The 26488-nt window shown below is 63.8% G+C and carries 33 protein-coding genes; 9 read left to right on the top strand and 24 right to left on the bottom strand.

Annotated features, from left to right (window positions below; all coding sequences use genetic code 11):
• Positions 1-654 (top strand): DUF484 family protein, encoded by a 654-nt coding sequence (locus tag JC616_RS09910; RefSeq protein WP_227107999.1) that lies wholly within the window; start codon positions 1-3, stop codon positions 652-654.
• A complete protein-coding gene (locus JC616_RS09905; RefSeq protein ID WP_227107996.1) occupies positions 651-1220 on the top strand; it encodes a hypothetical protein in 570 nt (189 codons plus the stop codon). The genes JC616_RS09910 and JC616_RS09905 overlap by 4 nt, the downstream gene beginning before the upstream one ends.
• Before the next feature lie 91 nt (positions 1221-1311).
• Here JC616_RS09905 and JC616_RS09900 read toward each other — a convergent pair whose 3' ends face one another.
• The 7 genes from JC616_RS09900 to JC616_RS09870 form a co-directional block, all read right to left on the bottom strand.
• Complete coding sequence (locus JC616_RS09900; protein WP_227107994.1) at positions 1312-1881, bottom strand: YceI family protein; 570 nt, start codon at positions 1879-1881, stop codon at positions 1312-1314.
• 44 nt (positions 1882-1925) lie between these two features.
• Entirely contained in the window at positions 1926-2483 is a 558-nt protein-coding gene (locus JC616_RS09895; RefSeq protein ID WP_227107992.1) for a YceI family protein, read from the bottom strand.
• A complete protein-coding gene (locus JC616_RS09890) occupies positions 2480-3043 on the bottom strand; it encodes a cytochrome b (protein ID WP_107799389.1) in 564 nt (187 codons plus the stop codon). Before JC616_RS09890 ends, JC616_RS09895 begins: the two co-directional genes overlap by 4 nt.
• 260 nt (positions 3044-3303) lie before the next feature.
• The gene (locus tag JC616_RS09885; RefSeq protein WP_107799390.1) at positions 3304-4269 is read right to left on the bottom strand and encodes an ABC transporter permease; all 966 of its coding nucleotides are present in this window, start codon (positions 4267-4269) and stop codon (positions 3304-3306) included.
• Complete coding sequence (locus JC616_RS09880) at positions 4269-5375, bottom strand: ABC transporter permease (protein WP_227107990.1); 1107 nt, start codon at positions 5373-5375, stop codon at positions 4269-4271. Before JC616_RS09880 ends, JC616_RS09885 begins: the two co-directional genes overlap by 1 nt.
• A complete protein-coding gene (locus JC616_RS09875; protein ID WP_227107988.1) occupies positions 5372-6901 on the bottom strand; it encodes an ABC transporter ATP-binding protein in 1530 nt (509 codons plus the stop codon). The genes JC616_RS09880 and JC616_RS09875 overlap by 4 nt, the downstream gene beginning before the upstream one ends.
• A 118-nt stretch (positions 6902-7019) precedes the next feature.
• Positions 7020-8003 carry a BMP family lipoprotein gene (locus JC616_RS09870; RefSeq protein WP_107799392.1) on the bottom strand — a complete coding sequence of 328 codons (984 nt, stop codon included), beginning with the start codon at positions 8001-8003 and terminating at the stop codon, positions 7020-7022.
• Positions 8004-8495: 492 nt separating this feature from the next.
• On the opposite strand from JC616_RS09870, the gene JC616_RS09865 reads away from it, so the two are divergent.
• The 5 genes from JC616_RS09865 (at position 8496) to JC616_RS09845 (ending at position 11744) form a co-directional block, all read left to right on the top strand.
• Entirely contained in the window at positions 8496-9263 is a 768-nt protein-coding gene (locus tag JC616_RS09865; RefSeq protein WP_227107986.1) for a tRNA pseudouridine(65) synthase TruC, read from the top strand.
• A 21-nt stretch (positions 9264-9284) separates the two neighbouring features.
• The gene (locus tag JC616_RS09860) at positions 9285-10133 is read left to right on the top strand and encodes a 23S rRNA (adenine(2030)-N(6))-methyltransferase RlmJ (RefSeq protein WP_019102592.1); all 849 of its coding nucleotides are present in this window, start codon (positions 9285-9287) and stop codon (positions 10131-10133) included.
• A 167-nt stretch (positions 10134-10300) separates the two neighbouring features.
• Entirely contained in the window at positions 10301-10855 is a 555-nt protein-coding gene (locus tag JC616_RS09855; protein WP_227107985.1) for a thymidine kinase, read from the top strand.
• Between the two features lie 137 nt (positions 10856-10992).
• On the top strand, positions 10993-11571 hold the full coding sequence (locus tag JC616_RS09850) for a LexA family protein (RefSeq protein WP_107799396.1): 579 nt from the start codon (positions 10993-10995) through the stop codon (positions 11569-11571).
• Positions 11572-11588: 17 nt separating this feature from the next.
• Complete coding sequence (locus tag JC616_RS09845) at positions 11589-11744, top strand: hypothetical protein (protein ID WP_167604380.1); 156 nt, start codon at positions 11589-11591, stop codon at positions 11742-11744.
• A gap of 315 nt (positions 11745-12059) precedes the next feature.
• Here JC616_RS09845 and nagZ read toward each other — a convergent pair whose 3' ends face one another.
• The 17 genes from nagZ to rpoE all read right to left on the bottom strand — a co-directional run bounded on the left by nagZ (position 12060) and on the right by rpoE (position 24972).
• Positions 12060-13148 (bottom strand): beta-N-acetylhexosaminidase, encoded by a 1089-nt coding sequence (gene nagZ, locus JC616_RS09840; protein WP_227107984.1) that lies wholly within the window; start codon positions 13146-13148, stop codon positions 12060-12062.
• Positions 13149-13309: 161 nt separating this feature from the next.
• The gene (acpS, locus tag JC616_RS09835) at positions 13310-13699 is read right to left on the bottom strand and encodes a holo-ACP synthase (RefSeq protein WP_227107983.1); all 390 of its coding nucleotides are present in this window, start codon (positions 13697-13699) and stop codon (positions 13310-13312) included.
• A complete protein-coding gene (locus JC616_RS09830; protein WP_227107982.1) occupies positions 13696-14259 on the bottom strand; it encodes a metal-dependent hydrolase in 564 nt (187 codons plus the stop codon). The genes acpS and JC616_RS09830 overlap by 4 nt, the downstream gene beginning before the upstream one ends.
• A 5-nt stretch (positions 14260-14264) precedes the next feature.
• The gene (gene pdxJ / locus JC616_RS09825; protein ID WP_227107981.1) at positions 14265-14990 is read right to left on the bottom strand and encodes a pyridoxine 5'-phosphate synthase; all 726 of its coding nucleotides are present in this window, start codon (positions 14988-14990) and stop codon (positions 14265-14267) included.
• A 22-nt stretch (positions 14991-15012) separates the two neighbouring features.
• A complete protein-coding gene (recO, locus tag JC616_RS09820) occupies positions 15013-15741 on the bottom strand; it encodes a DNA repair protein RecO (RefSeq protein ID WP_227107980.1) in 729 nt (242 codons plus the stop codon).
• Positions 15738-16061: an antibiotic biosynthesis monooxygenase family protein gene (locus JC616_RS09815; RefSeq protein WP_227107979.1), complete on the bottom strand. Its 324-nt coding sequence runs from the start codon at positions 16059-16061 to the stop codon at positions 15738-15740. The genes recO and JC616_RS09815 overlap by 4 nt, the downstream gene beginning before the upstream one ends.
• 7 nt (positions 16062-16068) lie before the next feature.
• Positions 16069-16959, bottom strand: coding sequence for a GTPase Era (era, locus tag JC616_RS09810; protein ID WP_048410780.1), 891 nt, complete (start codon positions 16957-16959; stop codon positions 16069-16071).
• Complete coding sequence (gene rnc / locus JC616_RS09805; RefSeq protein ID WP_370445214.1) at positions 16956-17675, bottom strand: ribonuclease III; 720 nt, start codon at positions 17673-17675, stop codon at positions 16956-16958. Before rnc ends, era begins: the two co-directional genes overlap by 4 nt.
• Positions 17672-18034: a DUF4845 domain-containing protein gene (locus JC616_RS09800; protein WP_227107978.1), complete on the bottom strand. Its 363-nt coding sequence runs from the start codon at positions 18032-18034 to the stop codon at positions 17672-17674. The genes rnc and JC616_RS09800 overlap by 4 nt, the downstream gene beginning before the upstream one ends.
• Positions 18035-18065: 31 nt before the next feature.
• Complete coding sequence (gene lepB, locus JC616_RS09795; protein WP_199225869.1) at positions 18066-19034, bottom strand: signal peptidase I; 969 nt, start codon at positions 19032-19034, stop codon at positions 18066-18068.
• Positions 19035-20828 (bottom strand): translation elongation factor 4, encoded by a 1794-nt coding sequence (lepA, locus tag JC616_RS09790; protein WP_107799403.1) that lies wholly within the window; start codon positions 20826-20828, stop codon positions 19035-19037. It lies immediately after the preceding gene.
• Positions 20829-21001: 173 nt separating this feature from the next.
• A complete protein-coding gene (locus JC616_RS09785; RefSeq protein WP_107799404.1) occupies positions 21002-21241 on the bottom strand; it encodes a glutaredoxin family protein in 240 nt (79 codons plus the stop codon).
• On the bottom strand, positions 21238-22656 hold the full coding sequence (locus tag JC616_RS09780) for a DegQ family serine endoprotease (protein WP_107799405.1): 1419 nt from the start codon (positions 22654-22656) through the stop codon (positions 21238-21240). The genes JC616_RS09785 and JC616_RS09780 overlap by 4 nt, the downstream gene beginning before the upstream one ends.
• The gene (locus JC616_RS09775) at positions 22638-22889 is read right to left on the bottom strand and encodes a hypothetical protein (protein WP_227107976.1); all 252 of its coding nucleotides are present in this window, start codon (positions 22887-22889) and stop codon (positions 22638-22640) included. The genes JC616_RS09780 and JC616_RS09775 overlap by 19 nt, the downstream gene beginning before the upstream one ends.
• On the bottom strand, positions 22886-23845 hold the full coding sequence (locus JC616_RS09770) for a MucB/RseB C-terminal domain-containing protein (RefSeq protein ID WP_107799406.1): 960 nt from the start codon (positions 23843-23845) through the stop codon (positions 22886-22888). The genes JC616_RS09775 and JC616_RS09770 overlap by 4 nt, the downstream gene beginning before the upstream one ends.
• Positions 23846-24370 carry a sigma-E factor negative regulatory protein gene (locus tag JC616_RS09765; protein ID WP_107799407.1) on the bottom strand — a complete coding sequence of 175 codons (525 nt, stop codon included), beginning with the start codon at positions 24368-24370 and terminating at the stop codon, positions 23846-23848.
• Positions 24371-24372: 2 nt separating this feature from the next.
• The gene (gene rpoE, locus JC616_RS09760) at positions 24373-24972 is read right to left on the bottom strand and encodes an RNA polymerase sigma factor RpoE (protein ID WP_043641588.1); all 600 of its coding nucleotides are present in this window, start codon (positions 24970-24972) and stop codon (positions 24373-24375) included.
• Positions 24973-25265: 293 nt separating this feature from the next.
• On the opposite strand from rpoE, the gene prpB reads away from it, so the two are divergent.
• Together prpB and JC616_RS09750 are read left to right on the top strand one after the other, a co-directional pair.
• Positions 25266-26153 carry a methylisocitrate lyase gene (gene prpB / locus JC616_RS09755; protein ID WP_227107974.1) on the top strand — a complete coding sequence of 296 codons (888 nt, stop codon included), beginning with the start codon at positions 25266-25268 and terminating at the stop codon, positions 26151-26153.
• Positions 26143-26469, top strand: a complete 327-nt coding sequence (locus tag JC616_RS09750) for a cupin domain-containing protein (protein WP_227107972.1) — start codon at positions 26143-26145, stop codon at positions 26467-26469. The genes prpB and JC616_RS09750 overlap by 11 nt, the downstream gene beginning before the upstream one ends.
• The last annotated feature ends 19 nt before the right edge of the window (positions 26470-26488 follow it).

Below are 26488 nucleotides of genomic sequence, written 5' to 3'. Positions count from 1 at the left end.
ATGCAGACAGATGATGTGCTGGCGTTTTTGGACCAACACCCGGACTTTCTCGCCCACCATGCCGAAAGACTCGGCCTGAAGCCGGGCGGCGCGCCGCAAGACCGCGTGGTGGTCTCGCTGGCGGAACGCCAAATGCTGGACCTGAAGGACCGCAACCGCCAGTTGGAATCGCGTTTGCAGCAGTTGATCCGCCACAGCGAAGCCAACGACCGCATCATCGCCAGCGCCCATCAATTGGCGCTGACGCTGCAAGCCTGCCTGAGCCTGCAAGACGTGCTGAACGCGCTGCCCGCCTGCTTCGCCGAGCATTTCAAGCTGAAGCGCGTGGCGCTGCGGCTGTGGCATCCGGCGGCGGAGTCCGCCGGCCCGGCCTACGACGCCCGCAGCGAGGTGGCCGCGCTGGCGCGCAACCTGTCCGCGCCCTATTGCGGCCCCTACGTCAACGACGACGTACTGGCCTGGTTCCCGGCCGCGCCGGTATTGCAGTCCTTCGCCCAACTGGCGCTGCGCGACGGCAAGGGTCAGGCCTTCGGCCTGCTGGCGCTGGCGTCGGACGATCCGCAACGCTTCACCTTCGACATGCACACCCACTACCTGGCCCAGATAGGCGAGCAGGTGTCCGCCGTCCTGATCCGCGTACTGGAGGCTCAATGACGGCGACGCCCACCGGTTGGTTCCTGCTCGTTCTGGTCGCGCTGTTCTACCTGCACATTCTGTGGCGCTTGATCGCCAGCCGCGACGGCATCGCCCAGCTATGCTTCGCGGCGTCCTTCTTCATCCTGGCGCTGATCTTCCGCGCGGACCCCTTCCTCACCGTGCTGTCGCCGGTGTTGCTGCCCTTCTGTTACGCCTACGCCTGGCTGGGCATCGCCGCCGTGCTGTGGTCCGCCAGCAGCTTGCGGGTCAGCCGGCTTGGCCTGGCCTTCCCCGAACGCCAGCCGCAGCTGGCGGCGCTGATGGCCAGCCAGCTCAGCCTGCATCTGGGCATCGTCGCTTTTTCACGCTTGCTGGACTGGCGGCCGCTGCTGTCCTACCTGATGGCTCCGCCGCTGATCATGGTCGTCAGCTACGCCTGTTACCGCGCGCTCTTGTACGTGATGCGCCGTCAGCCGGAAGCGCGTCTGCCCTGGACAGTGTTCGGCGGCATGACCGTGATCAGCCCCCTGCTGGTGATGTGGCTGTCCGATTGGCTGGCCCCCATCGTGCTGAGCCTGACCTGATCCCCCGCAACGACGTCCATAAAAAACCCGAGTCTTTCGACTCGGGTTTTTTTGACGCCGGACAAGCTCTCCGGCGCTTTATCGAATCCACTTACTTCTTGCCGGCTTCGATGGTGATGTTCAGCTGCAGATCGTCGCCCACCGCCGGCGCGTAAGCGCCCACGCCGAACTCGCTGCGCTTGATGGTGGCGGTGGCGTCGGCGCCGCACCACGGCTTCTTGGCCATCGGATGGGAATCCACGCACTTGAAGTTGGTCACCGTCAGCATCACCGGCTTGGTCACGCCGTGCAGGCTCAGTTGACCGTCCACCGCCGCCAGCTTGTCGCCGTTGAAGGTGAATTTGTCGGATTTGAACGTGATGGTCGGGTACTTCTCAACGTCCAGGAAGTCCGGGCTGGCGATGTGCTTGTCGCGCGCCGCCCAGCCGCTGTCGTGGCTGGCGGTCTTGATCACGATGTCCACCGAGCCGGTTTTCTTGGCCTGGTCCAGCACCACGGTGCCCTTGGTGTCGTTGAAACGGCCGCTCAGCGTGGAAAAGCCCAGGTGGCTCAGCGAGTAGCCGGCATGGGTGTGCGAGCTGTCCACTTCGTAAGTGACCGGGGCGGCTTGCGCGCTGCCCAGCACGCCCAGCGTCATCACGGCGGCAAACAGAGTTTTCATTTTGGTCGTCACGTCGGTTTTCTCCAGGGTAAAGAAAGGCAAGATCACTTGCCGGTCAGAACGAATTTGTATTTGACGGTCACCAGATCGGCGATCGCCTCGGTGTCGTCCCAAGCGCCGTCGCCCACCTTGAACTGCAGGCGTTGCAGCGGGAAGCTGCCTTGCAGCGTGGTTTCATTGCCCGCGCTGGCGGCGGTGAAGGTGGACACCACCTCGCGGCTGACGCCCTTCAGGCTCAGGGTGCCGCGGGTTTCGAACTTGCCGCCGCCCAGGGCCTTCACCGATTTGGCGGTGAAGGTGGCCTTGGGCAGGCTGGCGATATTGAAGAAGGACGCGCCGCGCACCGTGGTGTTGCCGTCGGCGCTGCCCACGTCCACGCTGCCCAGGTCCACGGTGAACACCGCCTTGGTGGCCTCCGGCTTGGCGGCGTCGAAGCTGACGTTGGCGGCGAAGCTCTTGAAGCGGCCTTCGGTGGGCACGTTCATCTGCTTGAAGGTAAAGCCCAGCGTGCTCTTGGCCGCGTTCAGCGTTTGCGCGGCCTGGGCCGGCGCCATGGCCAGCGCCACGGCGGCGCTCAGGGCGAGGGAAGTCAGAAATTTCATGCTTGAGGATCTCCTTTGCGACAGGACGGCAACATCCGCGCCAGTGTGGCGTCGCGATCGATAAAGTGATGTTTCAATGCCGCCAGCGCGTGCAGGCCGACGATGGCGACGATGGCGTAAGCCATCAGCGCGTGGCTCCAGCCCAGCACATGGCCCAGCGCTTCGTTCTTGTCCACCAGGTCCGGCAGTTGCACCAGGTTGAACCATACCACCGGGTAGCCCTTGGCCGAGCTCATCAGCCAGCCCACCAAGGGCATGGCCAACATCAGCGCGTACAACAGCACGTGGATCAGACCGGCGGCCTTGAGCTGCCAGGCCGGCTGCCCGGGCAAAGGCGCCGGCGCGCCGCGGCGCGCGCGCCAGACCAGGCGCAGCACGGCCAGCGCCAGCACGCTGATGCCCACCCATTTGTGCCAGGCGATCAAAGAGGCTTTCAGTTTGAAACTGGCCGGCGAAGTGATTTGCATGCTGTTGAAATACCAGCCCATGATCAGGGCGGCAATGATCAACAGCGCAATCAGCCAGTGCAGGGCTATCTGTGTCGGACTGTAGCGTTGCATCGAATTCCTTATTACAAATGAGCGGCAGATTAAAACTTATCATGCCCGTTAATCATAAAAGCGCGCCCATTGCCGTCATAGCGAAATTATTAGCGCAAAAGATTCAAATTTTCTGAACAACCGCCTGGCGACGCAATGGCAGTTGAGATTGGGAATCACTATGAATAACAAACGACGGCAAGGTTCCCGTATGCGATATAAAACAAAAAACCGCCAGGGGCAAAGCCCGCTGGCGGTTTCCGACCTGTCTCAAAAGCCGGTCAACGGCTCTTGACGAAGGGAATGCCTATCGCTTTGGGCGCCACCGCGCGGCCGACGAAGCCCGCCAGCAGCAAGACGGTCAGCACATAGGGAATCACCGCGATGGCCTGGGACGGGATCTGGCCGATGCCCGGCAGCGCCACGCCTTCCAGACGGATCTGGATGGCGTCGGCGAAAGCGAACACTAGGCAGCCCAGCACCGCCGGCAGCGGCTTCCATTTGCCGAAAATCAACGCGGCCAGCGCCAGGAAGCCCTTGCCAGCCGTCATTTCCTTGATGAAGCTGCCGGTCTGGTACACCGACAGATAGGTGCCGGCGATGCCGCACAACACGCCGCCCCAGAACAAGGCGGTGTAGCGCACCCTGGCCACCGAAATGCCGGCGGTGTCCGCCGCGTGCGGGTTCTCCCCCACGGCGCGCAGACGCAGGCCGAAGCGGCTCTTGTACAACACCCAGGCCACCAGCGGCACGATCAGGAACAGAGTCAGATACACCAGGATGCTGTGGCCGGACAGCAGCTTGCTGTACAGCTGGCCCAGCAACGGCACCTCGCGCAGCTCATGGGCGAACGGCAGCGCGATCTCGTGGAAGCGGCCTTCGTCCGGCAGCTGCGGGGTATTGCCGCCCTGCTGGAACCAGGCCAGGCCCAGCACCGGGGTGATGCCGGAAGCGACGGTGTTGAGCGCCATGCCGGAAATCAGCTGATTGCCGTTGTAGGTGACGGACACGAAGGCGTGGATCATCGCCATCGCCACCGAGGCGGCGATGCCGCAGGCCATGCCTATCCACGGGTTCTGAGTGGCGAAGGCCGCGGCGGCCGCGGCAAAGGCCGCCACCAGCATCTTGCCTTCCAGGCTGATGTCCACCACGCCGGAACGTTCAGAGAACATGCCGGCCATCGCGGCCAGGATCAGCGGCGTGGCCACGCGCAGCGTGGAATCGAGCAGACTGAAGAAGATTTCCATTATTTGTCGTCCTTGCGCTTGAACAGGCCGGCGATGAACGGCTCGAACAGGTTTTCCAGCGCGCCGCAGAACAGGATGATCAGACCCTGGATGAAGATGATCATCTCGCGGGTGATCATCGGCTTCTCAAAAGACAGATCGGAGCCGCCCTGGGTCAAGGCGCCGAACAACAGCGCGGACAGGATGATGCCCACCGGGTGGTTGCGCCCCATCAGCGCCACGGCGATGCCGACAAAGCCCACGCCGTTGGTGAACATCACATTCATGCGGTGGGCGGAACCCATCAGCTCGTTGACCGCGGCCAGACCGGACAACGCGCCGGACACGCACATGGCGAGGATGATGACGCGGCTGACGCTCATGCCGGCGTAGCGGGCGGCCGGTTCGCTGGTGCCCACGGTGCGCAGTTCGAAGCCCCAGCGGCTATGCCACACCACCAGGTAGAACAGCGCGGCGGCCAGCAAGGACATCACGAAGCTCAGGTTCAGCGGCGAGGTGGGAATCTCCACGCCAAAGCGCGCCGCCACTTCATGGATGGCGGGAATCCAGGCCGCCTGGCCGAATTCGCGCGTGGTCGGGTTCTGCGAGCCAGCCTCGATCAAGTGATGGCTGATCAGGTACAACATCAAGGAGTAAGCGATGAAGTTGAACATGATGGTGGTCACCACGATGTGGCTGCCCCGCTTGGCCTGCAACCAGCCCGGCACGAAGGCCCAGGCCGCGCCGAAGCCCATCGCCGCCAGGATGGCCAGCGGCACCAGCACCGCCGGCGGCAGGCTGTGGTCGAAGCCCAGCACCACCAGGGTGGCGCCCAGACCGGCCAGATAAGTCTGGCCTTCGCCGCCGATATTGAACAGGCCGGCATGGAAGGCGGTAGCCACCGCGAGACCGGTGAAGATGAAGCCGGTGGTGTAGAACAGGGTGTAGCCTATGCCCTCGCCGTAGCCGAAGGCGCCGTTGATCAGCAGCTTCAGGCATTCCCAAGGGTCTTCGCCTATCAGCCAGGTGACCAGGCCGGTCACCAGCAGCGCCGCCATCAGATTAAGCGCCGGCAGCACCGTCAGCTGCGCCCAGCGCGGCAAGGTGGAAGGTTGTCCGAATTTCAATGCTTGTGCCCTCCCATCAGCAGGCCCAGCGAAATGGTGTCGGCGTCCTTGGCCGCCACTTCGCCGGAGATCTGTCCGCCGGCCATGACCAGGATGCGGTCGGCCAGCGCCAGGATTTCTTCTAATTCAACCGAGACCAGCAAAATGGCCTTGCCCTCGTCGCGCAGTTCCACCAGCCGCTTGTGAATGAACTCGATCGCGCCGATGTCGACGCCGCGCGTCGGCTGGCCGATCAGCAACAGGTCCGGATTGGCGTGGATTTCACGCGCCAGCACCACTTTCTGCTGATTGCCGCCGGAGAGCAGGCCCACGCGCAGCAGCGGATTGCCCGGGCGGATGTCGAATTGCTGGATGAAGTCGCGGGTGCGCGCCAACAGCCGCTTGCGCGAATACCACGGGCCGCGGCCCAGGCCGGTTTCGCCGTGATAGCCGAGAATGGCGTTTTCATAGCTGGAGAAGGCCTTGACCAGGCCCTCTCGCGAGCGGTCTTCCGGCACGTGGGCGATGCCCAGCTTGCGGTAGAGCGCGGCGCGCGGCTCGCCGCCGCAACGGCGGCGCAGCAGGTCTTCGCCCTTGTAGACCATCTCGCCGGCGCTGGGCTCCAGCATGCCGGCCAGCACTTCCAACAGTTCCGACTGGCCGTTGCCGGACACGCCGGCGATGCCGACGATCTCGCCGGCGCGCACTTCGAAATTCAGCTGGTCCAGCAGTTTGACCGCGCGCGCGTCGGTCAGGCACAGATTCTTGACGCTGAGCACCGCCGCGCCCGGCTCGCGCTCGGCCTTGTCCACTTTCAGGCTGACCTTGCGGCCCACCATCAAGTCCGCCAGCTTTTCCTTGTCCACGTCGCAGGTGGCGACATTGGCCACCACGGTGCCGGCCCGCATCACGCTGACGCCGTCGGTGATGTCCATCACCTCGCGCAGCTTGTGGGTGATCAGGATCACGGTCTTGCCCTGCGCCTTCAGCGAACGCAGGATATGGAACAGGTGATCGGCTTCCTGCGGCGTCAGCACCGCGGTGGGCTCGTCCAGAATCAGCACGTCGGCGCCGCGGTACAAGGCCTTGAGGATTTCCACCCTTTGCTGCAGGCCCACGCCCAGATCGCCCACCAGCGCGTCCGGATCCACCTCCAGCGAGTAATTGCGGTTGAGCTCTTTCAGATGCTCGCGGGCCTCGTCCAGCCCCTTTTTCAGCACCAGGCCGCCTTCGGCGCCCAGCACGATGTTTTCCAGCACGGTAAAGGTGTCCACCAGCATGAAATGCTGATGCACCATGCCGATTCCCAGCGCGATGGCTTCCTGGCTGTTGCGGATCGGCGCTTCCTTGCCGTTCACCCGGATGGCGCCGCTGTCGGCTTGATAATAGCCGTACAGAATGCTCATCAACGTGGATTTACCGGCCCCGTTTTCGCCGATGACGCCATGGACGGTGCCCTTGGCGATTTTCATCGAGACGTCGCGGTTGGCTTTGACGGCACCAAAACTCTTGTTGATGCCCGCCAGCTCAATGGCAAACTCGGTCATGCTTATTCATATTCCCTGGTTAGGGTCAACCTGATTCCGCTCCGGCATGAACAAACAGGCACGATGGAATGCATCGTGCCTGCGTCCCCGAAACGGATCAGGGAAAACTCAGCTCAGCTTATTGCATCGGGCAACTGTTGTTGGCGCGGTAATCCACCACCTTGATCTTGCCGCCGATGATGTCCGCCTTGGCCGCGTTGATCTTCTTCTCCATCGCAGGAGTGATCACTTTGCGGTTGTTGGCGTCCAGCGCCCAATCCACGCCGGCCTCCTTCAGGCCCAGCACCTTGACTTCCGGCTTCCAGGAACCGTTCTTGGCGTCCTTGAAGGTGTTGAACACCGCCACGTCCACGCGCTTGACCATGGAGGTCAGCACCGAACCCGGGTACAGATGGTTCTGGTTGCTGTCCACGCCGATGGAGTACTTGCCGGCGGCCTTGGCGGCTTGCAGCACGCCCAGGCCGGTGCCGCCGGCGGCGGCGAACACCACGTCCACGCCGCGGTCGAACTGACTCTTGGCCAGCTCAGTGCCGCGCGCCGGGTCGTTGAAGGCCTGCGGGGTGGTGCCGGTCATGTTCTGGATCACGCTGGCGTTCTTGTTGGTGAACTTGACGCCCTGCACATAGCCACAGCCGAAGGCGCGGATCAGCGGCACGTCCATGCCGCCGACAAAGCCCACCTTGCCGCTCTTGGAGGCCATCGCCGCGGCCACGCCGGTCAGGAAGGCGCCTTCTTGTTCCTTGAACACGATGCTCTGAACGTTGGAACCTTTTGCCACGGCGTCGATCAGAGTGAACTTGACCTTGGGGAACTCCTTGGCCACGGTTTCCACCGCCTGGGTGAAGGAGAAGCCGATGGCCACCACGATGTCGGCGTCGCGGCGCGCCATATTGCGCAGCAGCTGTTCTTTCTGGGCTTCGGACGCGATCTGGCCGTCGCGGTAGTTGATCTTGAATTCCTTCTTGAAACGCTCGGCGCCGTTGTACGCGGACTCGTTGAAGCTCTTGTCAAACTTGCCGGCCATGTCGTAGACCACGGCGGGCGAGAATTCTTTGGCGAAGGCGGAAGTGGACAACACCGCGGCCGCTACGGCAAAGCTCATTCGTTTCAGCTGGATTTTCATCTCTATGACTCTATGGAGTTTGTTGGTCAACCCGCACGTCGATCACCCCCTGTGGTTCCCGTGTCGTGCAGCGAAGCAAAGCGCCCGCCAACCCTTTGTCATGTAGCGTCGCAACTACACGCCTGGTTGCGCGGATGCGGTCCTGCCGCCATCCCGTGGCAAACGGGATCGCAATCGGCACAGACGCCGCCCTGTCATTCTTGTTTGAGCGCGGCGAATTGTAATGACGCACCCATGGCCTGTAAACAACTTCCTCTCTACTTTGAAATATCATGTCGCAACGAAAGCCGGCAAAGCCCGAGTCCGCGCACAAAAACGCCAATAGCATGACAAACCGCTGTTGTTTTCGCGTAATGGAAGCGTAAGACATAAAACTACAGCACAAGGGCATCGTCCGTCGCCCGCGCGCCTTCCAAAGCCGGCCGGCAACGCCTACAATGCCGGCCTTCCCCACCCGCTTCAAGCCGCCCCATGCTGCCCATTCTTTACCGCGACGACCGGCTGATCGCCATTCACAAGCCCTCCGGCCTGCTGGTGCATCGCACCGCGCTGGACCGCAACGAAACCCGCTTCGCCGTGCAGCTGCTGCGCGACCAGATCGGCCAGCGGGTCTACCCGGTGCACCGGCTGGACAAGGGCACCTCCGGCGTGCTGCTGTTCGCGCTGGACAAGGACATGTGCCGCGAAATGAGCTGGCAGTTCGAACGCCAGCAGGTGGACAAGCGCTATATCGCCGTGGTCCGCGGCCACGCCGACGACGCCGGCCGCATCGACTACCCCTTGAGCCGCCGCCCGGACGATCTGGAATGGATAGGCGAAACCGTGGACACCGCGCCGCAGGCCGCCGTCACCGATTACCGCACGCTGGCGCGCATCGAGCTGCCGATCGAGGTCGAACGCTACCCCAGCAGCCGCTACAGCCTGCTGGAGCTGACGCCTCACACCGGCCGCCGCCACCAGCTGCGCCGTCATCTGAAGCACATCGCCCACCCCATCATCGGCGACGCCACCCACGGCAAGGGCCGCCACAATCGCATGTTCGCCGAGCATTTCGGCAGCCGGCGCCTGCTGCTGGCCTGCGTCGCAATGCGGCTGAGCCACCCTGACAGCGGGCAGCCGCTCTGGCTGCAAGCGCCGCCGGCCGACGATTTCATGCAGCTTGCGGAACAACTGGGCTGGCGCGCCGCGCTGGAGGACGCGCTGCGCGGCCACGCCGAATCCGGTACAATTCGCGGCTGACGAACGCCATATCCCGCAGCCATGCTCAGTTACCGCCACGCCTTCCACGCCGGCAACCACGCCGACGTGCTCAAGCATCTGATCCAGATCGAACTCCTGAACTACCTGGGCCAGAAAGCCAAGCCCTACTGGTATATCGACACCCATGCCGGCGCCGGCGCCTACTCGCTGGTGGAAGGTTACGCCACCAAGAACGCCGAATTCGAATCCGGCATCGCCCGCCTATGGCGGCGCGACGACCTGCCGGAAGCCGTCGCCAACTACGTCGAGGTAGTGCGCAGCCTGAACGCCGACGGCGAACTCAAGCTCTATCCCGGCTCGCCCTGGTGCGCGGCGGAAGTGATGCCGGCCAGCGACAAGCTGCGCCTGTTCGAACTGCACCCCACCGACCACCAGCTGCTGGCCGACACCTTCGCCGACGCCGGCCGCCGCGTGCAAATCCAGCAGGCCAACGGCTTCGAGGCGATCAAGGCGATCCTGCCGCCGCCGCCGCGCCGCGCGCTGGTGCTGATCGACCCGCCCTACGAGGACAAGCGCGATTACCAGCACGTGATCACCGCGCTGAAGGAAAGCCTGAAGCGCTTCGCCACCGGCGTCTACGCGGTCTGGTATCCCTGCCTGCAACGCGCGGAGATGAAGGAGCTGCCCAAGGAAATGAAGAAGCTGGGCGCCAAGAACTGGCTGCGCGCCGAACTGCACGTGCAAAAGCCGTCCAGCGACGGCTTCGGCATGCACGGCAGCGGCATGTTCATCCTCAACGCGCCGTGGACGCTGCCGCAGACGCTGCGCGAAGTGCTGCCCTACCTCGCCCAGCATCTGGCGCAGGATGCCGGCGCCAGCTATGTGCTGGAAACCGGCGGTGACCTTTAAAGAACCTATTTACGATCTACTGCGCGTCGTGGAGCGTTACACGGTGAGTACGGCTTCAGAATGCTCATGTACCTCTTGTACACTCCGCTTCTTCAACCGTTTTCGCCTTGTTTCCCCTTAGCTCGCGAGATCGTAAACAGGCCCTAAGCCCCAGCGAGAACCCATCGATGGCAAAACTCTTTTTCCGCTACGCCGCGATGAACAGCGGCAAGAGCACCCAGCTGCTGCAAATCGCCAACAACTACGAATCCATGGGCAAGACCGTGGCGCTGTTCACCAGCGCGATGGACGACCGCTACGGCTTCGGCAAGATCACCTCCCGCCTCAATCTGCAGCGCGACGCCCGCACCTTCTCGCCGGAGCTGAACTTCCTGGCCGAGGATTTCGGCCAGACCGCCTGCATCCTGATCGACGAAGCCCAGTTCATCACCCCGGAACAGGTGCACCAGTTGCATGAGCTGGCCCATACCCGCAACATCCCGGTGATCTGCTTTGGCCTGCGCACCGATTTCCGCGGCGAGCCCTTCATCGGCTCCGGCATGCTGCTGGCGCTGGCCGACGAAATCGAAGAGATCAAGACCATTTGCGAATGTGGCAAAAAAGCCACCATGCACATTCGCATCGACGCCGATGGCCGCCGCGTCAAGGAGGGCCCGCAGGTGGAAATCGGCGGCAATGCCCGCTACCGCGCGGTTTGCGCCCGCTGCTTCTACCGGCTCTGAAGCCGCCGCCCGCCCGCCGAAACCCGCCCGCCTCAGCGGGCTTTTTTGCGCCCGCCGCCGGCGCGCTCAAAAAAAACTTGCCCTGGGCTTTGATAATGTACACAATCAAATCTGCTTGCATTACAGAGGATTAGCCAATGAGCCATGGGGGCAAACGCAGCGGCGCCGGCCGCAAATCCAGCTACGGCGGCGACAAGACCGTCGCCCTCCGCGTGCCGGAACCGTTGAAACCGGTGCTGGAAGACTGGCTGCGCGATTACCGCAGCTGGCGCACCGCCCACAACGCCCAGGCCGACGACGTGCGTACGCTGGCGCGCCACCTCAGCGAGTTGTCGCTGCCGCTGTTCGCCAACAGCGTGCCGGCCGGCTCGCCGGTGGCGGCGGATGACCTCAAGGAAGACGACGTGGACCTCAACGCCAGGCTGGCGCCGCGGCCGGGCAGCACCTTCCTCGTCACGGTCAAGGGCGAATCCATGTTGGGCGCCGGCATCCACGACGGCGACCTGCTGGTGGTGGACCGCGCGACGGAGGCGCGCAACGGCAAGGTTGTGGTGGCGGCGCTCAATGGCGAGCTGACGGTGAAGCGGCTGGAAAAAACCGCCAAAGGCATCCGCCTGCTGCCGGAAAACCCGGAATTCCAGCCGATTCCGGTGCCGGAAGACGCCGCCTTCCATATCTGGGGCGTCGTCACCAACGTCATCCACAAAGTGGACTGAACCTTCGGGAGAACACCATGGAACACACTCAAGCGCAGTACGACAGCATCAAGATGAAGTTCATGGACTGGCGCCGGCTGCCGCGCGCCTTCCGCGCGGTGATCCAGGGCCAGCCGCAAGTGCTGGTCAGCCGCCCGGGGCGAGACTTCTACGTGCCGGTGCAGTTTGTTTAGCCACCTTTATTAGCCACGGAAACACACGGAAGACACGGCAAAAGACAACTCCTTCGGCCAGGAGGCCCACGAAACCTTCTACCGTCTTTGGTCCGTGTTTTTCCGTGTGTTTCCGTGGCAAAAGCAACCACAGACCTTGACTGCTCCCGTGGCCTTCCGTGGCAAAAGACGTTTTCCGCTCCCCCCTTAAGAGCGGCTAACATTGTCAGTTTCACGGCTGAGGCAAGGCGCGCCGACGCAGGCAGTACTTGAGTACGACAAGTCGGCGCAACGCAGCATCAGGGGTTTGTTAGCCGCTCTAAGCAAGCGTCACGCTTAATTGGCCTCGCCCACGTCCGGCCCGCGCATCGCGTCCGCCGGCATGTTCAAACGCTCCACCTGGACGCGTGCCGCGGCGAAGGCCGGGCCGGCCAGCTCCGCCGCCCAATCCGCCGCCTTGCCGGCCATGCGCTCCAGCCGCCGCGCCAGTTCCGGCTGCGCCGGCGGCCGCAGATGGGCCAGGATCAGATCGGTCTGCCGGGGATCGTTGCAGACCAGCACCATATCGCAACCAGCGGCCAAGGCCGCGTCGGCGCGCTGCACGAAGTCGCCGGCGCCGGCCGCGCCCTCCATGTCCAAGGCGTCGGAGAAGATCACGCCGTCAAAGCCCAGCCGGCCGCGCAGCACCTGCTGCAGCCACACCGGCGAGAAACCGGCCGGCTGCGCGTCCACCGCCGGGTACAGAACATGCGCCGGCATCACCGAGCCCATGCCGGCGGCCGCCAGGCGGCCGAAGGGCACCAGATCGTCCGCCTCCAGCTCGGCCAGGCTGCGGCCATCCTCCGGCATCAGATGATGGCTGTCGCCCTCGACGAAGCCATGGCCGGGGAAGTGCTTGCCGCAAGTGGACATGCCGCCGCGCGCCAGGCCGCGCTGCAAGGCTTCGGCCAGTTCCGCCACAATGACCGGATCGCGGTGGAAGCTGCGGTTGCCTATCACCGCGCAGCGCCCCCAATCCAGGTCCAGCACCGGGGTGAAGGACAGGTCGACGCCGCAGGCGGACAGCTCGGCGGCCAACACATAGCCCACGTTCTCCGCCTGCTCCAAGGCCGCCGCGCGGTCCTGCTCCCACATCCTGCCCAGCACCTGCATCGGCGGCAGACGGGTGAAGCCGTCGAGGAAGCGCTGCACCCGGCCGCCCTCGTGATCCACCGCGATCAGCAAATGCGGGCTGCGCAAGGCGCGGATTTCCGCGGTCAGCGCCTTCAGCTGCTCGATGTCCTGGAAGTTGCGGCGGAACAGGATCACCCCGCCCACCAGCGGATGCGCCAAGCGCTGTTTCTCTTCGTCCGTCAGCCGCAGGCCGGCCACGCCCGCCATTACCGGCCCGCGCGGCAAGGCCGCGTTCTGTTGAGTCTGCTGCATCGGTTTGCTCTCTCTCTTAGAACCTGTTTACGATCCGCAACGCCTTGTGGAGCGTTACACGGTGAGCACGTCTTCAAAATGCTCATGTACCGTGTGTACACTCCGCTTTTTCAGCCGCAACGCCTTGTCTCGCCCTTGCTCGCGAGATCGTAAACACGTTCTTAGCCGGGCGCGGAGCGCTCCAGCACCACAAAAGCCAGCGCGTGGCCGCGTTCGTCGCTGATGGACAGATGACGCGCGCCCACGCCGCGCCGGCTTAAAAATTCTTCCAATTCTGGGCTTAGCGCCAATAGCGGCTTACCCCATTCATCATGCTCAACCCAGATCGCCGTCAGCAACACCGGCGCGCGCACCCCGGTGCCCAGCGCCTTGGCCAAGGCCTCCTTGACTGCGAAGCGCTTGGCCAGAAAGCGCGCCGGATCGGCGCTGTCGGCGAAAGCCCGCCGCTCGGCCGGGGCCAGCATGTGCCGCCCCAGCTTGAAGCCCCAGCGCTGGAACATCCCCCGCATGCGCTCGATGTCCACCAGATCGGTGCCGATGCCGTAAATCATCGTCCGCCCTCCCCGCGCCCGCTCAGCCAAAAAGCGCGGGACAGCCACAGCAGCAGGCAGGGCAGCCAGACGTAAAGCAGCTCCGAACTCAGCACCCGCAGCCCCTTGGGGCCCAGCCAGCGGCCGGGCGTCAGCGGCGAGCCTTCGATAGGCCGCCAATCAAACAAGAAGCGCCCCGGATGCCAGGGCATCGCCAAAGCCGGGCCATGGGTGGCGTCGGTCCACATGTCCAGCAAGGCGTGGGAGGCCACCGCCAGGCTCAGCACGACAAAAGCGCGTAGCGGCCCCAGCCCCAGCCGCGACCACCAGCGGCGCCCGAGCGCGGCCAGCGCGCCGCCGGCGATCAAGGCCAGCGTCAGCGAATGAGAGATGCCCCGATGCCCCCAGGGGCTGGCATAGGGAATGCCCAGCTTGAAAGTGATCACGTCCAGATCCGGCAGCATCGCCGCCGCGCCGCACAGCAGCAGCCAGCCGGCCATGCCGGGCGCGCGCAGCGGACGCGGCGCGCACAGGCCGGCCAGCGTCGCGCCGGCCAGGGCGTGGGAGACGACGGTGGGCACCGGAATCAGCCGCGCGCGGCCGCCATCAGCGTCTTCATCTCCTTCACCGCCTCGGCGAAGCCGACGAACAGCGCCTGGGCGACGATGGCGTGGCCGATATTCAGTTCCGCGATCTGCGGAATGGCGGCGATCGGCTGCACATTGTGGTAGTTGAGGCCGTGGCCGGCGTTGACCACCATGCCCAGCTCGGCGGCGAAGGCGGCGGCGTCGCGGATGCGCGCCAACTCGGCGTCGCGCGCCGCGGCGTCATGGGCGTCGGCGTAAGCGCCGGTATGCAATTCCACCACGCGCGCGCCGGCGTCCCAGGCGCGCTGGATCTGCGCGCGGTCAGGATCGATGAAGATGGACACGCGGATGCCGGCGTCCAGCAGGCTGCGGGTGTAGCGGCTGACATCGGCGAAATGGCCGATGGCGTCCAGGCCGCCCTCGGTGGTGACTTCCTCGCGTTTTTCCGGCACCAGACACACGTCTTCCGGCTTCACCGCCAGCGCATTGGCCAGCATTTCCTCGGTCATCGCCATTTCCAGGTTGACCCGGGTCTTGACCACCTGGCGCATCGCCACCACGTCGGCGTCCTGAATGTGACGGCGATCCTCGCGCAGATGCAGGGTGATCAGGTCGGCGCCGGCGGTTTCCGCCACCAGCGCGGCCTCCACCGGGCTGGGATAACGGGTGCCGCGCGCCTGGCGCAAGGTGGCGACGTGATCGATGTTTACGCCCAACAGAATCATATTCACTCCCGATAGCTTGGCCTCAATCCGACAGCGAATTGACGGCCTGTAACAGTTCGCGCGAAGCCAGCGGCTCCTCGCCCAATAAAGCGGTCAACCATACTCGCATCAGCGCCCGCGCTTCAAGCCGGGTGGCCGCAGCCGCGTAATCGTCGGCCTCTATCGCCAGCAAGCTGGCGCCGCTGAGCCGCAGCCCGCGCTCCAGGCTCTGGCCGGCGTCGCGCTCCGGCGCGGCGTTGCCCTGGCACCAATAATCAAGTCCGGCGTCCACGTCCGCGCCGTCGCCGTCGCGCAGCAGGCTGGGCGCGTAGCCCAACACCTGGATCAGCCGCAATTCGTAGCGGCGCAGCACCGCGGCCAGACCGCCTTGCCGCGCCAGGCCGCGCACCGCCGCGTCGTAAACGGCGAAGGCGCGCGGTTCGGGGTCGTCGCGCGCGGTCAGCTTCAACATCAATTCGTTCAGATAAAAACCGCAGATCAGCGGCAGTCCGGACAACTGCGGCACGCCGCCGTCCCAGTCCGCGCTGTGCAGGGTGCGCAGTTCGGCCTTGCCGAACCAGGACAGGGTCAAGGGCTGGAAAGGCAGCAGCAGGCCGCGCAGATCGGCCCGCGGCCGCCGCGCGCCGCGCGCCACCACCGAAAAACGGCCGTGGTCGCGGCTGAGCACCTCCACCAGCAAACTGGTTTCCCGGTAGGGCTGCGCGTGCAACACATAGGCCGGCTGGCGATCCACCCTGCCCGGCTGGCTCATCCGGCGCCCCCGGCCGCCGGCCGCGGGCACACCGCGGCCGCGCTCACATTGAAAGCGAATACCCGATACCAGGCTTCCGGTCCGTAGCGCTGGGCGATCAGGCGCTCGGCGCACTGACGCCAGGCGGCGATGGCCTCGACGCTGTCCCAGTAGGACACGGTGTCCCGTCCCGGCTCTCCGCGCTCCAGACCCAGGAAGCCGGCCTGGCAGGGCGCCAGCCGGGCGATGCGCTCCAGCAAGTCGCGGCTGCCGGGCAAGTCCTGCCCTTGCTGCAGAGAAAAAATCACCGTCCAACAGGACGGCGCCAAATGATAGTGCATGAGGGCTTCAGTCCAGGCCGAATTCCCGCAGGAAGCGGACGTCGTCGGCCCAGCCGGATTTGACCTTGACCCAGACCTGCAGGAAGACCTTGCCGTCGAACAATTTTTCCATGTCCATCCGCGCCTCGGTGGAGATTTTCTTCAGCTTCTCCCCGCCGCGGCCGATGACGATGGGCTTCTGGTTTTCCTTGTCCACCAGCACGCCGATATGGATGCGGCGCAGCTCGCCGTCCATTTCGAACATTTCCACTTCCACGTTCATTTCGTACGGCAGCTCCTCGCCCAGGTAGCGGAACAGCTTCTCGCGCACGATCTCGGCGGCCAGGAAGCGTTCGCTCTTGTCGGTGACCATGTCTTCCGGATACAGCGGCATCGATTCCGGCAGATGCGGACGCACTTGCTCCAGCAGCTCGCTCAGGCGCTGGCCGTGCTTGGCGCTGACCACTTCCACGCCGGCGAAGGCGAATTCCGCCTGCACTTCGGCGATGAAGGCCTGCAGCGCGTCGCGGTCCTTGGCCTTGTCCAGTTTGTTCACCACCAGAATCACCGGGGTGCGCTTGGGCAGCAAGGCCATCACTTCGCGGTCCGCGCCGGTGAAGCGCATCGCCTCCAGCACGAACAGCACGCAATCGACGCTGCCCAGCGAGTCCTTGACGCTCTTGTTCAGGGTTTCGTTGAGCGCGCCCTTGTGAAAGGTCTGGAAACCCGGGGTGTCGACGAAGACGAACTGGGCGTTGTTCTCGGTGTGGATGCCGGTGACGCGGTGACGCGTGGTTTGCGCCTTCTTGGACGTGATGCTGATCTTCTGGCCGATCAGATGGTTCATCAGCGTGGACTTGCCGACGTTGGGACGGCCGACGATGGCGACGAAGCCGCAGTGATATTGGATGTCAGTCATATACGTTTCTTGCTCGCAGCGAGTTTTTGTTCCAGCAGGATCAGCGCCGCTTCGGCGGCCTGCTGTTCGGCGGCGCGGCGGCTGCCGCCTTCGCCGGTGGAGCCTATCGCCAGCTCGCCCAGGTCGCATTCCACGCGGAACCATTGCTCATGGGCTTCGCCGCTTTGCGACAGTATCCGGTATTTGGGCAAGGCCAGCTTGCGCGCCTGCAGCGCTTCTTGCAAACGGGTCTTGGCGTCCTTGGCCTGGCGGCTGGTGTCGATCGAGGACACGCGTTCGGCGTAGAGCCTGCGCACCACTTGCTCGGCGCGCAGAAAATCGGAGTCGAAGCTGACCGCGGCGAAAGTGGCTTCCAGCGCGTCGGCGAGGATGGACGGACGGTTGAAACCGCCGCTTTTCAGCTCGCCCTCGCCCAGGTACAGGTAATCGCCCAGCTTCAGCTCGTGGGCGATTTCGGCCAGGGTGTTCTGGTTGACCAGATTGGCGCGCAGCCGCGACAGCTCGCCCTCGGTCAGCTTGGGAAATTGATCGAACAGCATGCGGGCGACGGTGTAATTGAGGATGCTGTCGCCCACGAATTCGAAACGCTCGTTGTTGCCGGCGCCGTAACTGCGATGCGTCAAGGCTTGACGCAGCAACTCCGGCTTCTGAAATGCGTAATCCAGCGCCTGACTCAGGCGCCGGAATCTATTGTCGGTTGGTATCACTTGGCTTATTGCGGGGGCTGGCCCGCTTGGGTATCGAATTTGAACAGCAGACTGACATTGGAGAACAAGGGCACTTCGCGCTGATAAGCGGCGCGGATGTACACGTAATTGCCGCCGGTCACCACCACCAGGTTTTCACCCTTGATCGAGGCGATGCCGGCCACGCCCGCCCGCTGGTTGAAATCCCGGCGAACGGATAGCTCGCCGACATTGCTTTGAGCGGACAAGGCGGTGATCGCCTGGCGCACCTCGGCGTACTCCGAGTACACCGGCATCACCTTCATGCCCAGCACGAGGATCGCGCCCAGCACGATCATCACCAGCAGTACGGAAAACAGCGACAGGCCCTTCTGACGACTGAAATGCATAATGCGCTCCGAGCTTGCGATCTTGCGTTTATCAGTGAATGGTTTTGCCGATGCGGGACAGGTCGCCAAAGTTCATCCAGATCATGAAGGCCTTGCCCACCATCAGCTTGTCGTTGACGAAGCCCCAGTAGCGGCCGTCCAGGCTGTTGTCGCGGTTGTCGCCCAGCATGAAGTAATGGCCGGCCGGCACCTTGCAGACAAAACCATTGTCATCATAGCGGCAGTTGTCGCGGAACGGGAAGTCCTGCACCTGGCTCAAAGCCACAGTGGGCGAACCGTCGTTGTTCAGCACCGAGTACGTGCGCGACCCCATGGTTTCCTTGTAGCGCTTGGCGTTGATCATCATCAAGCCCTGCTCCAGGTATTCGTAGTTGCCGTCGTCGGCGTCCGGCAGCGGCTTGCCGTTGACGCTCAGGCGCTTGTCGCGGTACTCGACCACGTCGCCCGGCAGGCCGATGGCGCGCTTGATGTAGTTGACCTTGGGGTTGGGCGGGAAGTTGAACACCACCACGTCGCCGCGCTCCACCTTGTCCACCGGCGCGAACACGGTGTTCAGCACCGGCACGCGCAAGCCGTAGGTGAATTTGTTCACCAGGATGAAATCGCCCACCACCAGGCCCGGACGCATCGAGCTGCTGGGAATCTGGAACGGCTCGGCGATGAAGGAGCGCAGCAGGAACACCACCAGGATCACCGGGAAGAAGCCGCGAGAATAGTCGACGAAATGGCCGGCCGGGGTCTCCGCCGCGCGGCGCTTGGCCAGCACCAGCTTGTCCGCCAGCCATACCGCGCCGGTGATCAGCACGAAGACCAGCATCACCGCGGTGAAGCTCATATAGTTGGACAGCAGGCCGAAGCCGCCGATCAGCACCGCCAGATAGCCCCACTGCACCGCCTGCGGCCAATCCTTGGCGCCCTCTTGCTTCTTGCCGCCAAAAGCGATCAGCATGCCGCCGATCGCCACCGCCACGACAAACACCCAGAACAGATTTCCGCCCACTTATTTGTCCCCTACTTGAAGGATTGCCAGGAATGCTTCCTGCGGAATTTCCACATTGCCCACCTGCTTCATGCGCTTCTTGCCCGCCTTCTGCTTCTCCAGCAGTTTTTTCTTACGGGTGATGTCGCCGCCGTAGCACTTGGCCAACACGTTCTTGCGCAAGGCCTTGACCGTCTCGCGCGCGATGATGTGGCCGCCGATGGCCGCCTGCACCGCGATGTCGAACATCTGACGCGGAATCAGTTCGCGCATCTTGGACACCAGTTCGCGGCCGCGGTAGACGCTGGAGGCGCGGTGCACGATCAGCGACAGCGCGTCGACCTTCTCGCCATTGACCAGCACATCCAGCTTGACCAGATCGGCGCTCTGGAATTCCTTGAATTCGTAATCCAGCGAGGCGTAGCCGCGGCTGGTGGACTTCAGCTTGTCGAAGAAGTCCATCACCACTTCGTTCATCGGCAGATCGTAGGTGAGCATCACCTGACGGCCCATGTACTGCATATTGCGCTGTACGCCGCGCTTCTGGTTGCACAGCGTCATCACCGCGCCGACATAGTCTTGCGGCACCAGAATGGTGGAGGTGATGATGGGTTCGCGCAACTCGTCGTACTTGCCGGCGTCCGGCATCCGCGACGGGTTGGACACCACTTCCACCACGCCGTCCTTCATCACCACTTCGTAGTTCACCGTGGGCGCGGTGGTGATCAGGTCCATGTCGAACTCGCGCTCCAGGCGCTCCTGCACGATCTCCAGGTGCAGGAGGCCGAGGAAGCCGCAGCGGAAGCCGAAGCCCAGCGCCTGCGACACTTCCGGCTCGTACTTCAGCGAAGCGTCGTTCAGCTGCAGTTTTTCCAGCGCGTCGCGCAGCGCCTCGTAGTCGTGGCTTTCCACCGGATACAGGCCGGCGAATACCTGGGACTGCACTTCCTTGAAACCCGGCAGCGCCTCGGTGGCCGGCTTGGACACCAGAGTGATGGTGTCGCCGACCTTGGCCGATTTCAATTCCTTGATGCCGGCGATGACGAAACCCACCTCGCCCGCGTTCAGATTCGGACGCTGGACGGATTTGGGCGTGAACACGCCCACCTGTTCGCACAGATGCTCGGCGCCGGTGGCCATGAACTTGATCTTGTCCTTGGGCTTCAGCGAACCGTCGATCACGCGCACCAGCATCACCACGCCGACGTAGTTGTCGAACCAGGAGTCGACGATCAAAGCCTTCAGAGGACCGCCCGCATCGCCCTTTGGCGGCGGAACCTTGCTGACCACTTCTTCCAGAATGTCCTCGATGCCGATGCCGGACTTGGCCGAAGCGCGCACCGCGTCCGCCGCCTCGATGCCGATAATGTCTTCGATTTCCTGGCTGACGCGCTCCGGCTCGGCGGCCGGCAGGTCGATCTTGTTCAGCACCGGCACCACTTCCACGCCCAGCTCGATAGCGGTGTAGCAGTTGGCCACGGTCTGCGCTTCCACGCCTTGCGAGGCGTCCACCACCAGCAGCGCGCCTTCGCAGGCGGACAGCGAGCGCGACACTTCATAGGAGAAGTCCACGTGTCCGGGGGTGTCGATCAGGTTCAGGTTATAGACCTGACCGTCGCGCGCCTTGTAGCTCAAGGCCGCGGTCTGCGCCTTGATGGTGATGCCGCGCTCTTTCTCGATGTCCATCGAGTCCAGCACCTGGGCGCTCATTTCGCGCATTTCCAGGCCGCCACAGAATTGAATGAAGCGGTCGGCCAGGGTCGATTTGCCATGGTCGATATGGGCAATGATCGAGAAATTTCGAATGTTTTTCATGATATCCAGCAAAAGATAAGGGCACGCTAGCGTGCCCGGAACTGCCGATGGAAGCCGCGGGCCTGATGAAAGCGGCTCATCATCAGGATTGCGACCTCTAAAGCCGTTAACAGCCCATCCAGCAAGCGGGGGCACCCAAGTGCCCCCGATATAAACTCACACTGGCGCGGATTTTAGCCGATTTCGCCCAAATGTGCAGCCAATGCGGCCTGATCCAGGCGCCAATGGCAGATTTCGGTCTCATCCGCCATCAGAACCGGCACCAGTTCGTTGAAGCGGCGCTCCAGCTCCGGGTCGGCGTCGACATCGACGACGTCCAGCTCGAAGCCGTAGCGCTCGCGCCAGGGCTGCAGCTCGGCCAGCATCTGATGGCACAAGCTGCAGTATTCGCGGAAATACAGCGTCAGTCTCACTTGCCGTCGCCCACCGGCAGCGGGATGAACTGGGTAATCCCCTGACGCAGCACTTGCAGCGCGATCGACGAGCCCTTCTTGGCCGCGGACAAGGCGGACTTCAGCTGCTCGACATTGGCCAGCGGCTCGCTGCCGATGCCCACGATCACGTCGCCCGGCTGAATGCCCGCGCGCATCGCCACATTATTGGCGCCGCGCACCAGCAGGCCGTACTTGATGCCGGCGCGCTGCAACTGCGCCGGATTCAGCACCTGCAGCCGCAAGCCGATCTGCGAGAAGCTCTGCTCGGCCGGACGTTCCTGCTGCGAGCCGCGGTATTCGCGCTGCGCCAGCCTCGGGTCCTGATCCTGCTGCTCCACCGGCACCACCTTGGCCGACACCGCGGCGCGAGCGCGCCACAGGCCCAAGGTCACCGGCTTGCCGGGCGGAATGCTGCCGATCAGCCGCTGCAGATCGGAGCCGGATTCAACCGGCTTGCCGTCCACTTGCTGGATGATGTCGCCGGGCTTGACGCCGGCCTTGGCCGCCGGGCCGCCCGGCTCCACCGCGTTGATCAACGCGCCGGCCGGCTTGGCCAGACCGAAGGAGGCGGCCAGATCCTGGCTCAACTCCTGGATCACCACGCCGATCTTGCCGCGGCTGACATGGCCCTTGGCCTTCAGCTGAGCCACCACGTCCATCGCCACGTCGATGGGGATGGCGAAGGAAATGCCCATGAAACCGCCGGAACGGCTGAAGATCTGGGAATTGACGCCCACCACTTCGCCCCTGGCGTTGAACAGCGGGCCGCCGGAATTGCCGGGATTGATCGCGGCGTCGGTCTGAATGAAGGGCACGAAGGTTTCATCCGGCAGCATGCGGTTCTTGCCGGAGACGATGCCGGAAGTGGCGGTGTTCTCGAAGCCGAACGGCGAACCGATGGCCAACACGCCTTCGCCCACTTTCAAGGCGTTGGCGTCGCCGCGGCGCACCACCGGCAGCTTGTCGGCCTCAATCTTCAACAGCGCCACGTCGGTGCGGGCGTCGGAGCCTATCACCTTGGCCTTGTACTCGCGCTTGTCCGTCAGCTTGACGGTGATTTCATCGGCGCGGGCCACCACGTGCGCGTTGGTCAGCACATAGCCGTCGGCGGAAATGATGAAGCCGGAACCCAGCGACGACTCTTGCCGCTCCTGGGCGCGCGGCGGCGCGAAACGACGGAAGAATTCAAAGAAGGGGTCGCCGCTCATGCCCTCGGGCAGATCGTTGCTGACCTCGCGCACCGTGGACTTGGTGCTGATGTTGACGACGGCCTTGCCCTCGTTAGAGACAATCTGGCTGAAGTCCGGCAGTTCCGCGGCCATTGCAGCGGGCACCGCGCCCGCCATAATAGAGGCCGCCAGCATGGCGGAAACAATCAGTTTTTTAACCGGCATGAGCGCTCCATCTTGATATGTTGTGTTTGAGACGCGCCGGCGGAAGCCGGCTGGGGAATTTCAGCGTCGAACCGGCCGCGCGCCAGGCGCCCGGCCGCGGCGTTCGCCGCCGAGAAAAACAGGAAAGCCGGCGTCAAGGCGCCGGCGCCGCCCGGTCCGTTCCGCGCAAGCGCGCCGCCGGAGGCCAGGCCTCCGAACGGGCTTGCAGGAACGTCCACGAGCTTGGCCGTCATGGCTTGAGGCTGACTTTCAACCCTTTCAGCAGCCCCATCATCGCCGGCTCGGGCATATCGCCCACCGCGGTCAGCTGATAGCTGCCTTGCGGACCGGTGGCCATATTGATGGCGCCGTGCAGATTGCTGCTACGTTCCAGCCGCGCGCCTTCCGGCTGCGTCTCGACGAACAGCGACAGCATCACCAAGCCGTCGGAATACACCATGTGGCGCACCGACTTGCCCGCCTGGCCCGGCAGACTGCGCTGCACCGAGCGCAGCAGATGGAAGCCGTTGGGCAGCCCAGACACATCGTTGTCCACTTGCGCGCCGGCCTGCGGCGTCGACGCGCCGCCGGAGCGCAACAGGAACTTCTGCGCGAACTTGGGCCGATAGGCTCGCTTGTCCTTGGGGCCGTTCAGGTCGATGTCAGTGAAGGTGAACTGCTCCACCGCCTCGCCCTTGGGCGACAAGGTCACCATCTTCAAAGGCAGCGAGGTCAGCGGCTCCACGCACATGCGCAGGCTGTAGCGCTGCCTGTCCTTGGGCCGCAGCTCCAGCAGATTGCAATCGCGCTGAGCCACCCGGTCGCTGCCCACGTGCTTGAGCGCATACGACTGGTTGATCTCGCTCATGTCCTCCGGCAGCAAGGCCGGAAACAGGCGCATCGCGCTGATCTTGGCTGCGTTCAAGGCTTTCTTGTCCGGCGCGAAACAGGCCAGCTCATTGCCTTTGCGGACAATTTCGCGGGAAGGCCCGTCCAAGGACGTCCGCTTTTCCCGCATGGCTTCGCCTTGGCCTTCCCTGACGATGTGGAAGGTTTCCAGCGTGCCGTTCATCTGGTGCAGATAGGTGCCGTTCAGCGCCTGCTGGCGTCCGGCAGCCGCCACATTGCGCAGCAGCTGCCAGTCATCCTCTGCATGGGCGGCAGGCGCGGCCGCCACAACCATCAAACTGATCAGAGGAATTACACGCATTTAACGGCGAGCTCCGTTTCCGTAGGATACTTTCATATTGCCTTGTTCGGAGGTCACTTCCTGATGAGCCAGCAGATAGGGGTCGTCGCGCTCGGGCTGGCTGGCTTGCGCCGGCTGGGCCACTTGCACCGGCACGCCCTTGTCCGCCACCAGCGAGGCCGGCTCGCCGCGGTGCGAGAGCTGCTGCCAGCCCACCACGGCGGCGAAGCTCACGCTGGCGGCCAGCGCCACCGCGCCTGCGGTGCGGACGCTGGCGACCAAGGCCACCCCGCCTGCAGCGCGGCCGCGCGCCGGGCGCAACCAGCGCCGCGGCGCAAGCACCGTGGGCTCGTCCGCCAGCCGGCTGGCGACCTGCTCTCGCACATTGAGCGCAACCATGCGGTTGGCGCGCATCGCGTCGCCAATCAAGTGATACTCGCCCCAGGCGGCATCCAGTTGCTTGTCAGATGAAATGGAGGCGATGGCTCTGCCTATGTCAGAGTCGTCCAGTTCGCCATCCATCATCGCGGATATCGTTTCTTTCATACCTACCACCTTCTGTTCTTGGCCGTATCCAGCAAAGGCCTGAGCTCGGCAGCAATCGCCTCGCGCGCCCGGAAAATCCGCGAGCGCACGGTGCCTATCGGGCAATCCATCACCTTGGCGATTTCATCGTAGGATAGACCGTCCATTTCCCTGAGCGAAATTGCGGTTCTTAGTTCCTCCGGCAAAGCCTCCACGGCGGCATTGACCGTTGCCAGAATCTCCTTGTTCATCAGCTCGGTTTCGGGCGTGTTCAGGTCGGGCAACTGCGACGCCATGTCGAAGCTCTCGCCGTCCTCGTCCTCTATCTCACTGTTGACCACCGGACGACGTCCGGAGGCGCTAAGGAAATTCTTGGCAGTATTGATGCCGATTCTGTACAGCCATGTGTAAAACGCGCTCTCGCCACGAAACGACGGCAAGGCACGATACGCTTTGACAAACGCCTCTTGCGTCACATCCTCGATGTCTGCGCCGTCGCGGATAAACCGCGACAACAACCTAGCGAGACGTCGCTGATACTTGGCAACAAGCAGATCGAAAGCTCTTTTTTCACCTCGCTGGGCACGCTCCACCAACTGTTGATCGAGATCCCGATCACTCATGTCGTTGTTATGCTCCCTGATTTGCCCACTAGTCGTGTTTGTGGTCGTTGTATGTGGACTGTGACTAGACCACCGCGCTTGCGATGAGTTCCCCCACGCGATTCAGCAGCGAAACATAACAGACCTCGAACAAAACTTGAACATTTGTTTTAACCGTATTGCCAGCGCTCAAACCAGCCCTTACACTCCTACCAAGCACTTGCTTGAATGACATGGAGATAACAATGCAAAGCCAAATAGTTTCCGACTTCACGGCTTTGCCGTTTCTCCGCAACTTTTAGGAATCCAACGCGATGAGCACTCCCGGCCAACGCTTCCGTCAGGCGGTAGCACAAGAACAGCCCTTGCAGGTGGTGGGCGCGGTCAACGCCTACGCCGCCCGGCTGGCCGAGCACTCCGGCTTCAAGGCGCTGTATCTGTCCGGCGGCGGCGTGGCCGCCTGCTCCTGCGGCATTCCGGACCTGGGCATCACCACGTTGGAAGACGTGCTGATCGACGTGCGCCGCATCACCGACGTCACCGAGCTGCCGCTCCTGGTGGACATCGACACCGGCTGGGGCGGCGCCTTCAATATCGCCCGCGCAGTCCGCAGCCTGGAGAAGGCCGGCGCCGCCGCGGTGCATATCGAGGACCAGGTGCAGCAAAAACGCTGCGGCCATCGCCCCAACAAGGCCATCGTCAGCCAGGAGGAAATGGTGGACCGCGTCAAGGCGGCGGTGGACGCGCGCCGCGACGACGGCTTCGTGATCATGGCTCGCACCGACGCGCTGGCGGTGGAGGGCCTGGACGCCGCCATCGCGCGCGCAGTCGCCTGCGTTGAGGCCGGCGCAGACATGATCTTCCCCGAGGCGATGACCGATCTGGCCATGTACCGCCGCTTCGCCGAGGCGGTGAAAGTGCCGGTGCTGGCCAATATCACCGAGTTCGGCGCCACCCCGCTGTTCAATACCCGCGAGCTGGGCGAACACGGCGTCGGCCTGGTGCTCTATCCCTTGTCCGCCTTCCGCGCGATGAGCCAGGCCGCGCTCGACGTCTACGGCGCGATCCGCCGCGACGGCAGCCAACAGGCGGTGCTGGACACCATGCAGACGCGCGCCGATCTGTACAGCCATCTGGACTACCACGCCTACGAACAAAAACTGGACGCGCTGTTCCGCCAGGAAGGCCCTGGTGCCGAATAATCTGTTCGCCGACATCCCGGGCGAGCTGCCGGAAGAGTTGCTGCAGACTTTATTCAGCGGCGCGAAAGGATTCCGCGTCGAGCGCATCGTCTCGCGCGGCCATGCTTCGCCGGAGGGATTCTGGTACGAACAGGATGAAGATGAATGGGTGCTGCTGCTGTCCGGCGCGGCGGAACTGGAATACCAGGACCCGCCGCGGCGCCTCAGATTAGAGCCGGGCGATTGCGTGGCCATCCCCGCGCGTCGCCGGCACCGCGTGGCCTGGACCGCGCCGGAGCGGGACAGCGTCTGGCTGGCCGTTTTCTACGAAAAATAATCATTCCGCAGGTCTGCGA

The organism is Chromobacterium rhizoryzae, assembly GCF_020544465.1.
In the GTDB taxonomy this organism is placed as follows: Bacteria; Pseudomonadota; Gammaproteobacteria; order Burkholderiales; family Chromobacteriaceae; genus Chromobacterium.
Note: the sequence above shows the minus strand (reverse complement) of the source record. Positions and strands in the feature narration are given on the sequence as shown.

Coding starts and splice junctions, on each gene's coding strand:
- JC616_RS09765 (WP_107799407.1), bottom strand. CDS start 24,370: ATGAAAGAAACGATATCCGCGATGATGGATGGCGAACTGGACGACTCT.
- nagZ (WP_227107984.1), bottom strand. CDS start 13,148: ATGCAGCAGACTCAACAGAACGCGGCCTTGCCGCGCGGGCCGGTAATG.
- JC616_RS09890 (WP_107799389.1), bottom strand. CDS start 3,043: ATGCAACGCTACAGTCCGACACAGATAGCCCTGCACTGGCTGATTGCG.
- recO (WP_227107980.1), bottom strand. CDS start 15,741: ATGAGCCAGCCGGGCAGGGTGGATCGCCAGCCGGCCTATGTGTTGCAC.
- JC616_RS09850 (WP_107799396.1), top strand. CDS start 10,993: ATGAGCCATGGGGGCAAACGCAGCGGCGCCGGCCGCAAATCCAGCTAC.
- JC616_RS09860 (WP_019102592.1), top strand. CDS start 9,285: ATGCTCAGTTACCGCCACGCCTTCCACGCCGGCAACCACGCCGACGTG.
- JC616_RS09910 (WP_227107999.1), top strand. CDS start 1: ATGCAGACAGATGATGTGCTGGCGTTTTTGGACCAACACCCGGACTTT.
- JC616_RS09780 (WP_107799405.1), bottom strand. CDS start 22,656: ATGCCGGTTAAAAAACTGATTGTTTCCGCCATGCTGGCGGCCTCTATT.
- JC616_RS09865 (WP_227107986.1), top strand. CDS start 8,496: ATGCTGCCCATTCTTTACCGCGACGACCGGCTGATCGCCATTCACAAG.
- rpoE (WP_043641588.1), bottom strand. CDS start 24,972: ATGAGTGATCGGGATCTCGATCAACAGTTGGTGGAGCGTGCCCAGCGA.
- JC616_RS09800 (WP_227107978.1), bottom strand. CDS start 18,034: ATGCATTTCAGTCGTCAGAAGGGCCTGTCGCTGTTTTCCGTACTGCTG.
- JC616_RS09845 (WP_167604380.1), top strand. CDS start 11,589: ATGGAACACACTCAAGCGCAGTACGACAGCATCAAGATGAAGTTCATG.
- JC616_RS09875 (WP_227107988.1), bottom strand. CDS start 6,901: ATGACCGAGTTTGCCATTGAGCTGGCGGGCATCAACAAGAGTTTTGGT.
- JC616_RS09770 (WP_107799406.1), bottom strand. CDS start 23,845: ATGCGTGTAATTCCTCTGATCAGTTTGATGGTTGTGGCGGCCGCGCCT.
- JC616_RS09855 (WP_227107985.1), top strand. CDS start 10,301: ATGGCAAAACTCTTTTTCCGCTACGCCGCGATGAACAGCGGCAAGAGC.
- acpS (WP_227107983.1), bottom strand. CDS start 13,699: ATGATTTACGGCATCGGCACCGATCTGGTGGACATCGAGCGCATGCGG.
- lepA (WP_107799403.1), bottom strand. CDS start 20,828: ATGAAAAACATTCGAAATTTCTCGATCATTGCCCATATCGACCATGGC.
- prpB (WP_227107974.1), top strand. CDS start 25,266: ATGAGCACTCCCGGCCAACGCTTCCGTCAGGCGGTAGCACAAGAACAG.
- JC616_RS09895 (WP_227107992.1), bottom strand. CDS start 2,483: ATGAAATTTCTGACTTCCCTCGCCCTGAGCGCCGCCGTGGCGCTGGCC.
- JC616_RS09885 (WP_107799390.1), bottom strand. CDS start 4,269: ATGGAAATCTTCTTCAGTCTGCTCGATTCCACGCTGCGCGTGGCCACG.
- JC616_RS09905 (WP_227107996.1), top strand. CDS start 651: ATGACGGCGACGCCCACCGGTTGGTTCCTGCTCGTTCTGGTCGCGCTG.
- pdxJ (WP_227107981.1), bottom strand. CDS start 14,990: ATGATTCTGTTGGGCGTAAACATCGATCACGTCGCCACCTTGCGCCAG.
- JC616_RS09815 (WP_227107979.1), bottom strand. CDS start 16,061: ATGCACTATCATTTGGCGCCGTCCTGTTGGACGGTGATTTTTTCTCTG.
- JC616_RS09775 (WP_227107976.1), bottom strand. CDS start 22,889: ATGACGGCCAAGCTCGTGGACGTTCCTGCAAGCCCGTTCGGAGGCCTG.
- JC616_RS09900 (WP_227107994.1), bottom strand. CDS start 1,881: ATGAAAACTCTGTTTGCCGCCGTGATGACGCTGGGCGTGCTGGGCAGC.
- JC616_RS09870 (WP_107799392.1), bottom strand. CDS start 8,003: ATGAGCTTTGCCGTAGCGGCCGCGGTGTTGTCCACTTCCGCCTTCGCC.
- era (WP_048410780.1), bottom strand. CDS start 16,959: ATGACTGACATCCAATATCACTGCGGCTTCGTCGCCATCGTCGGCCGT.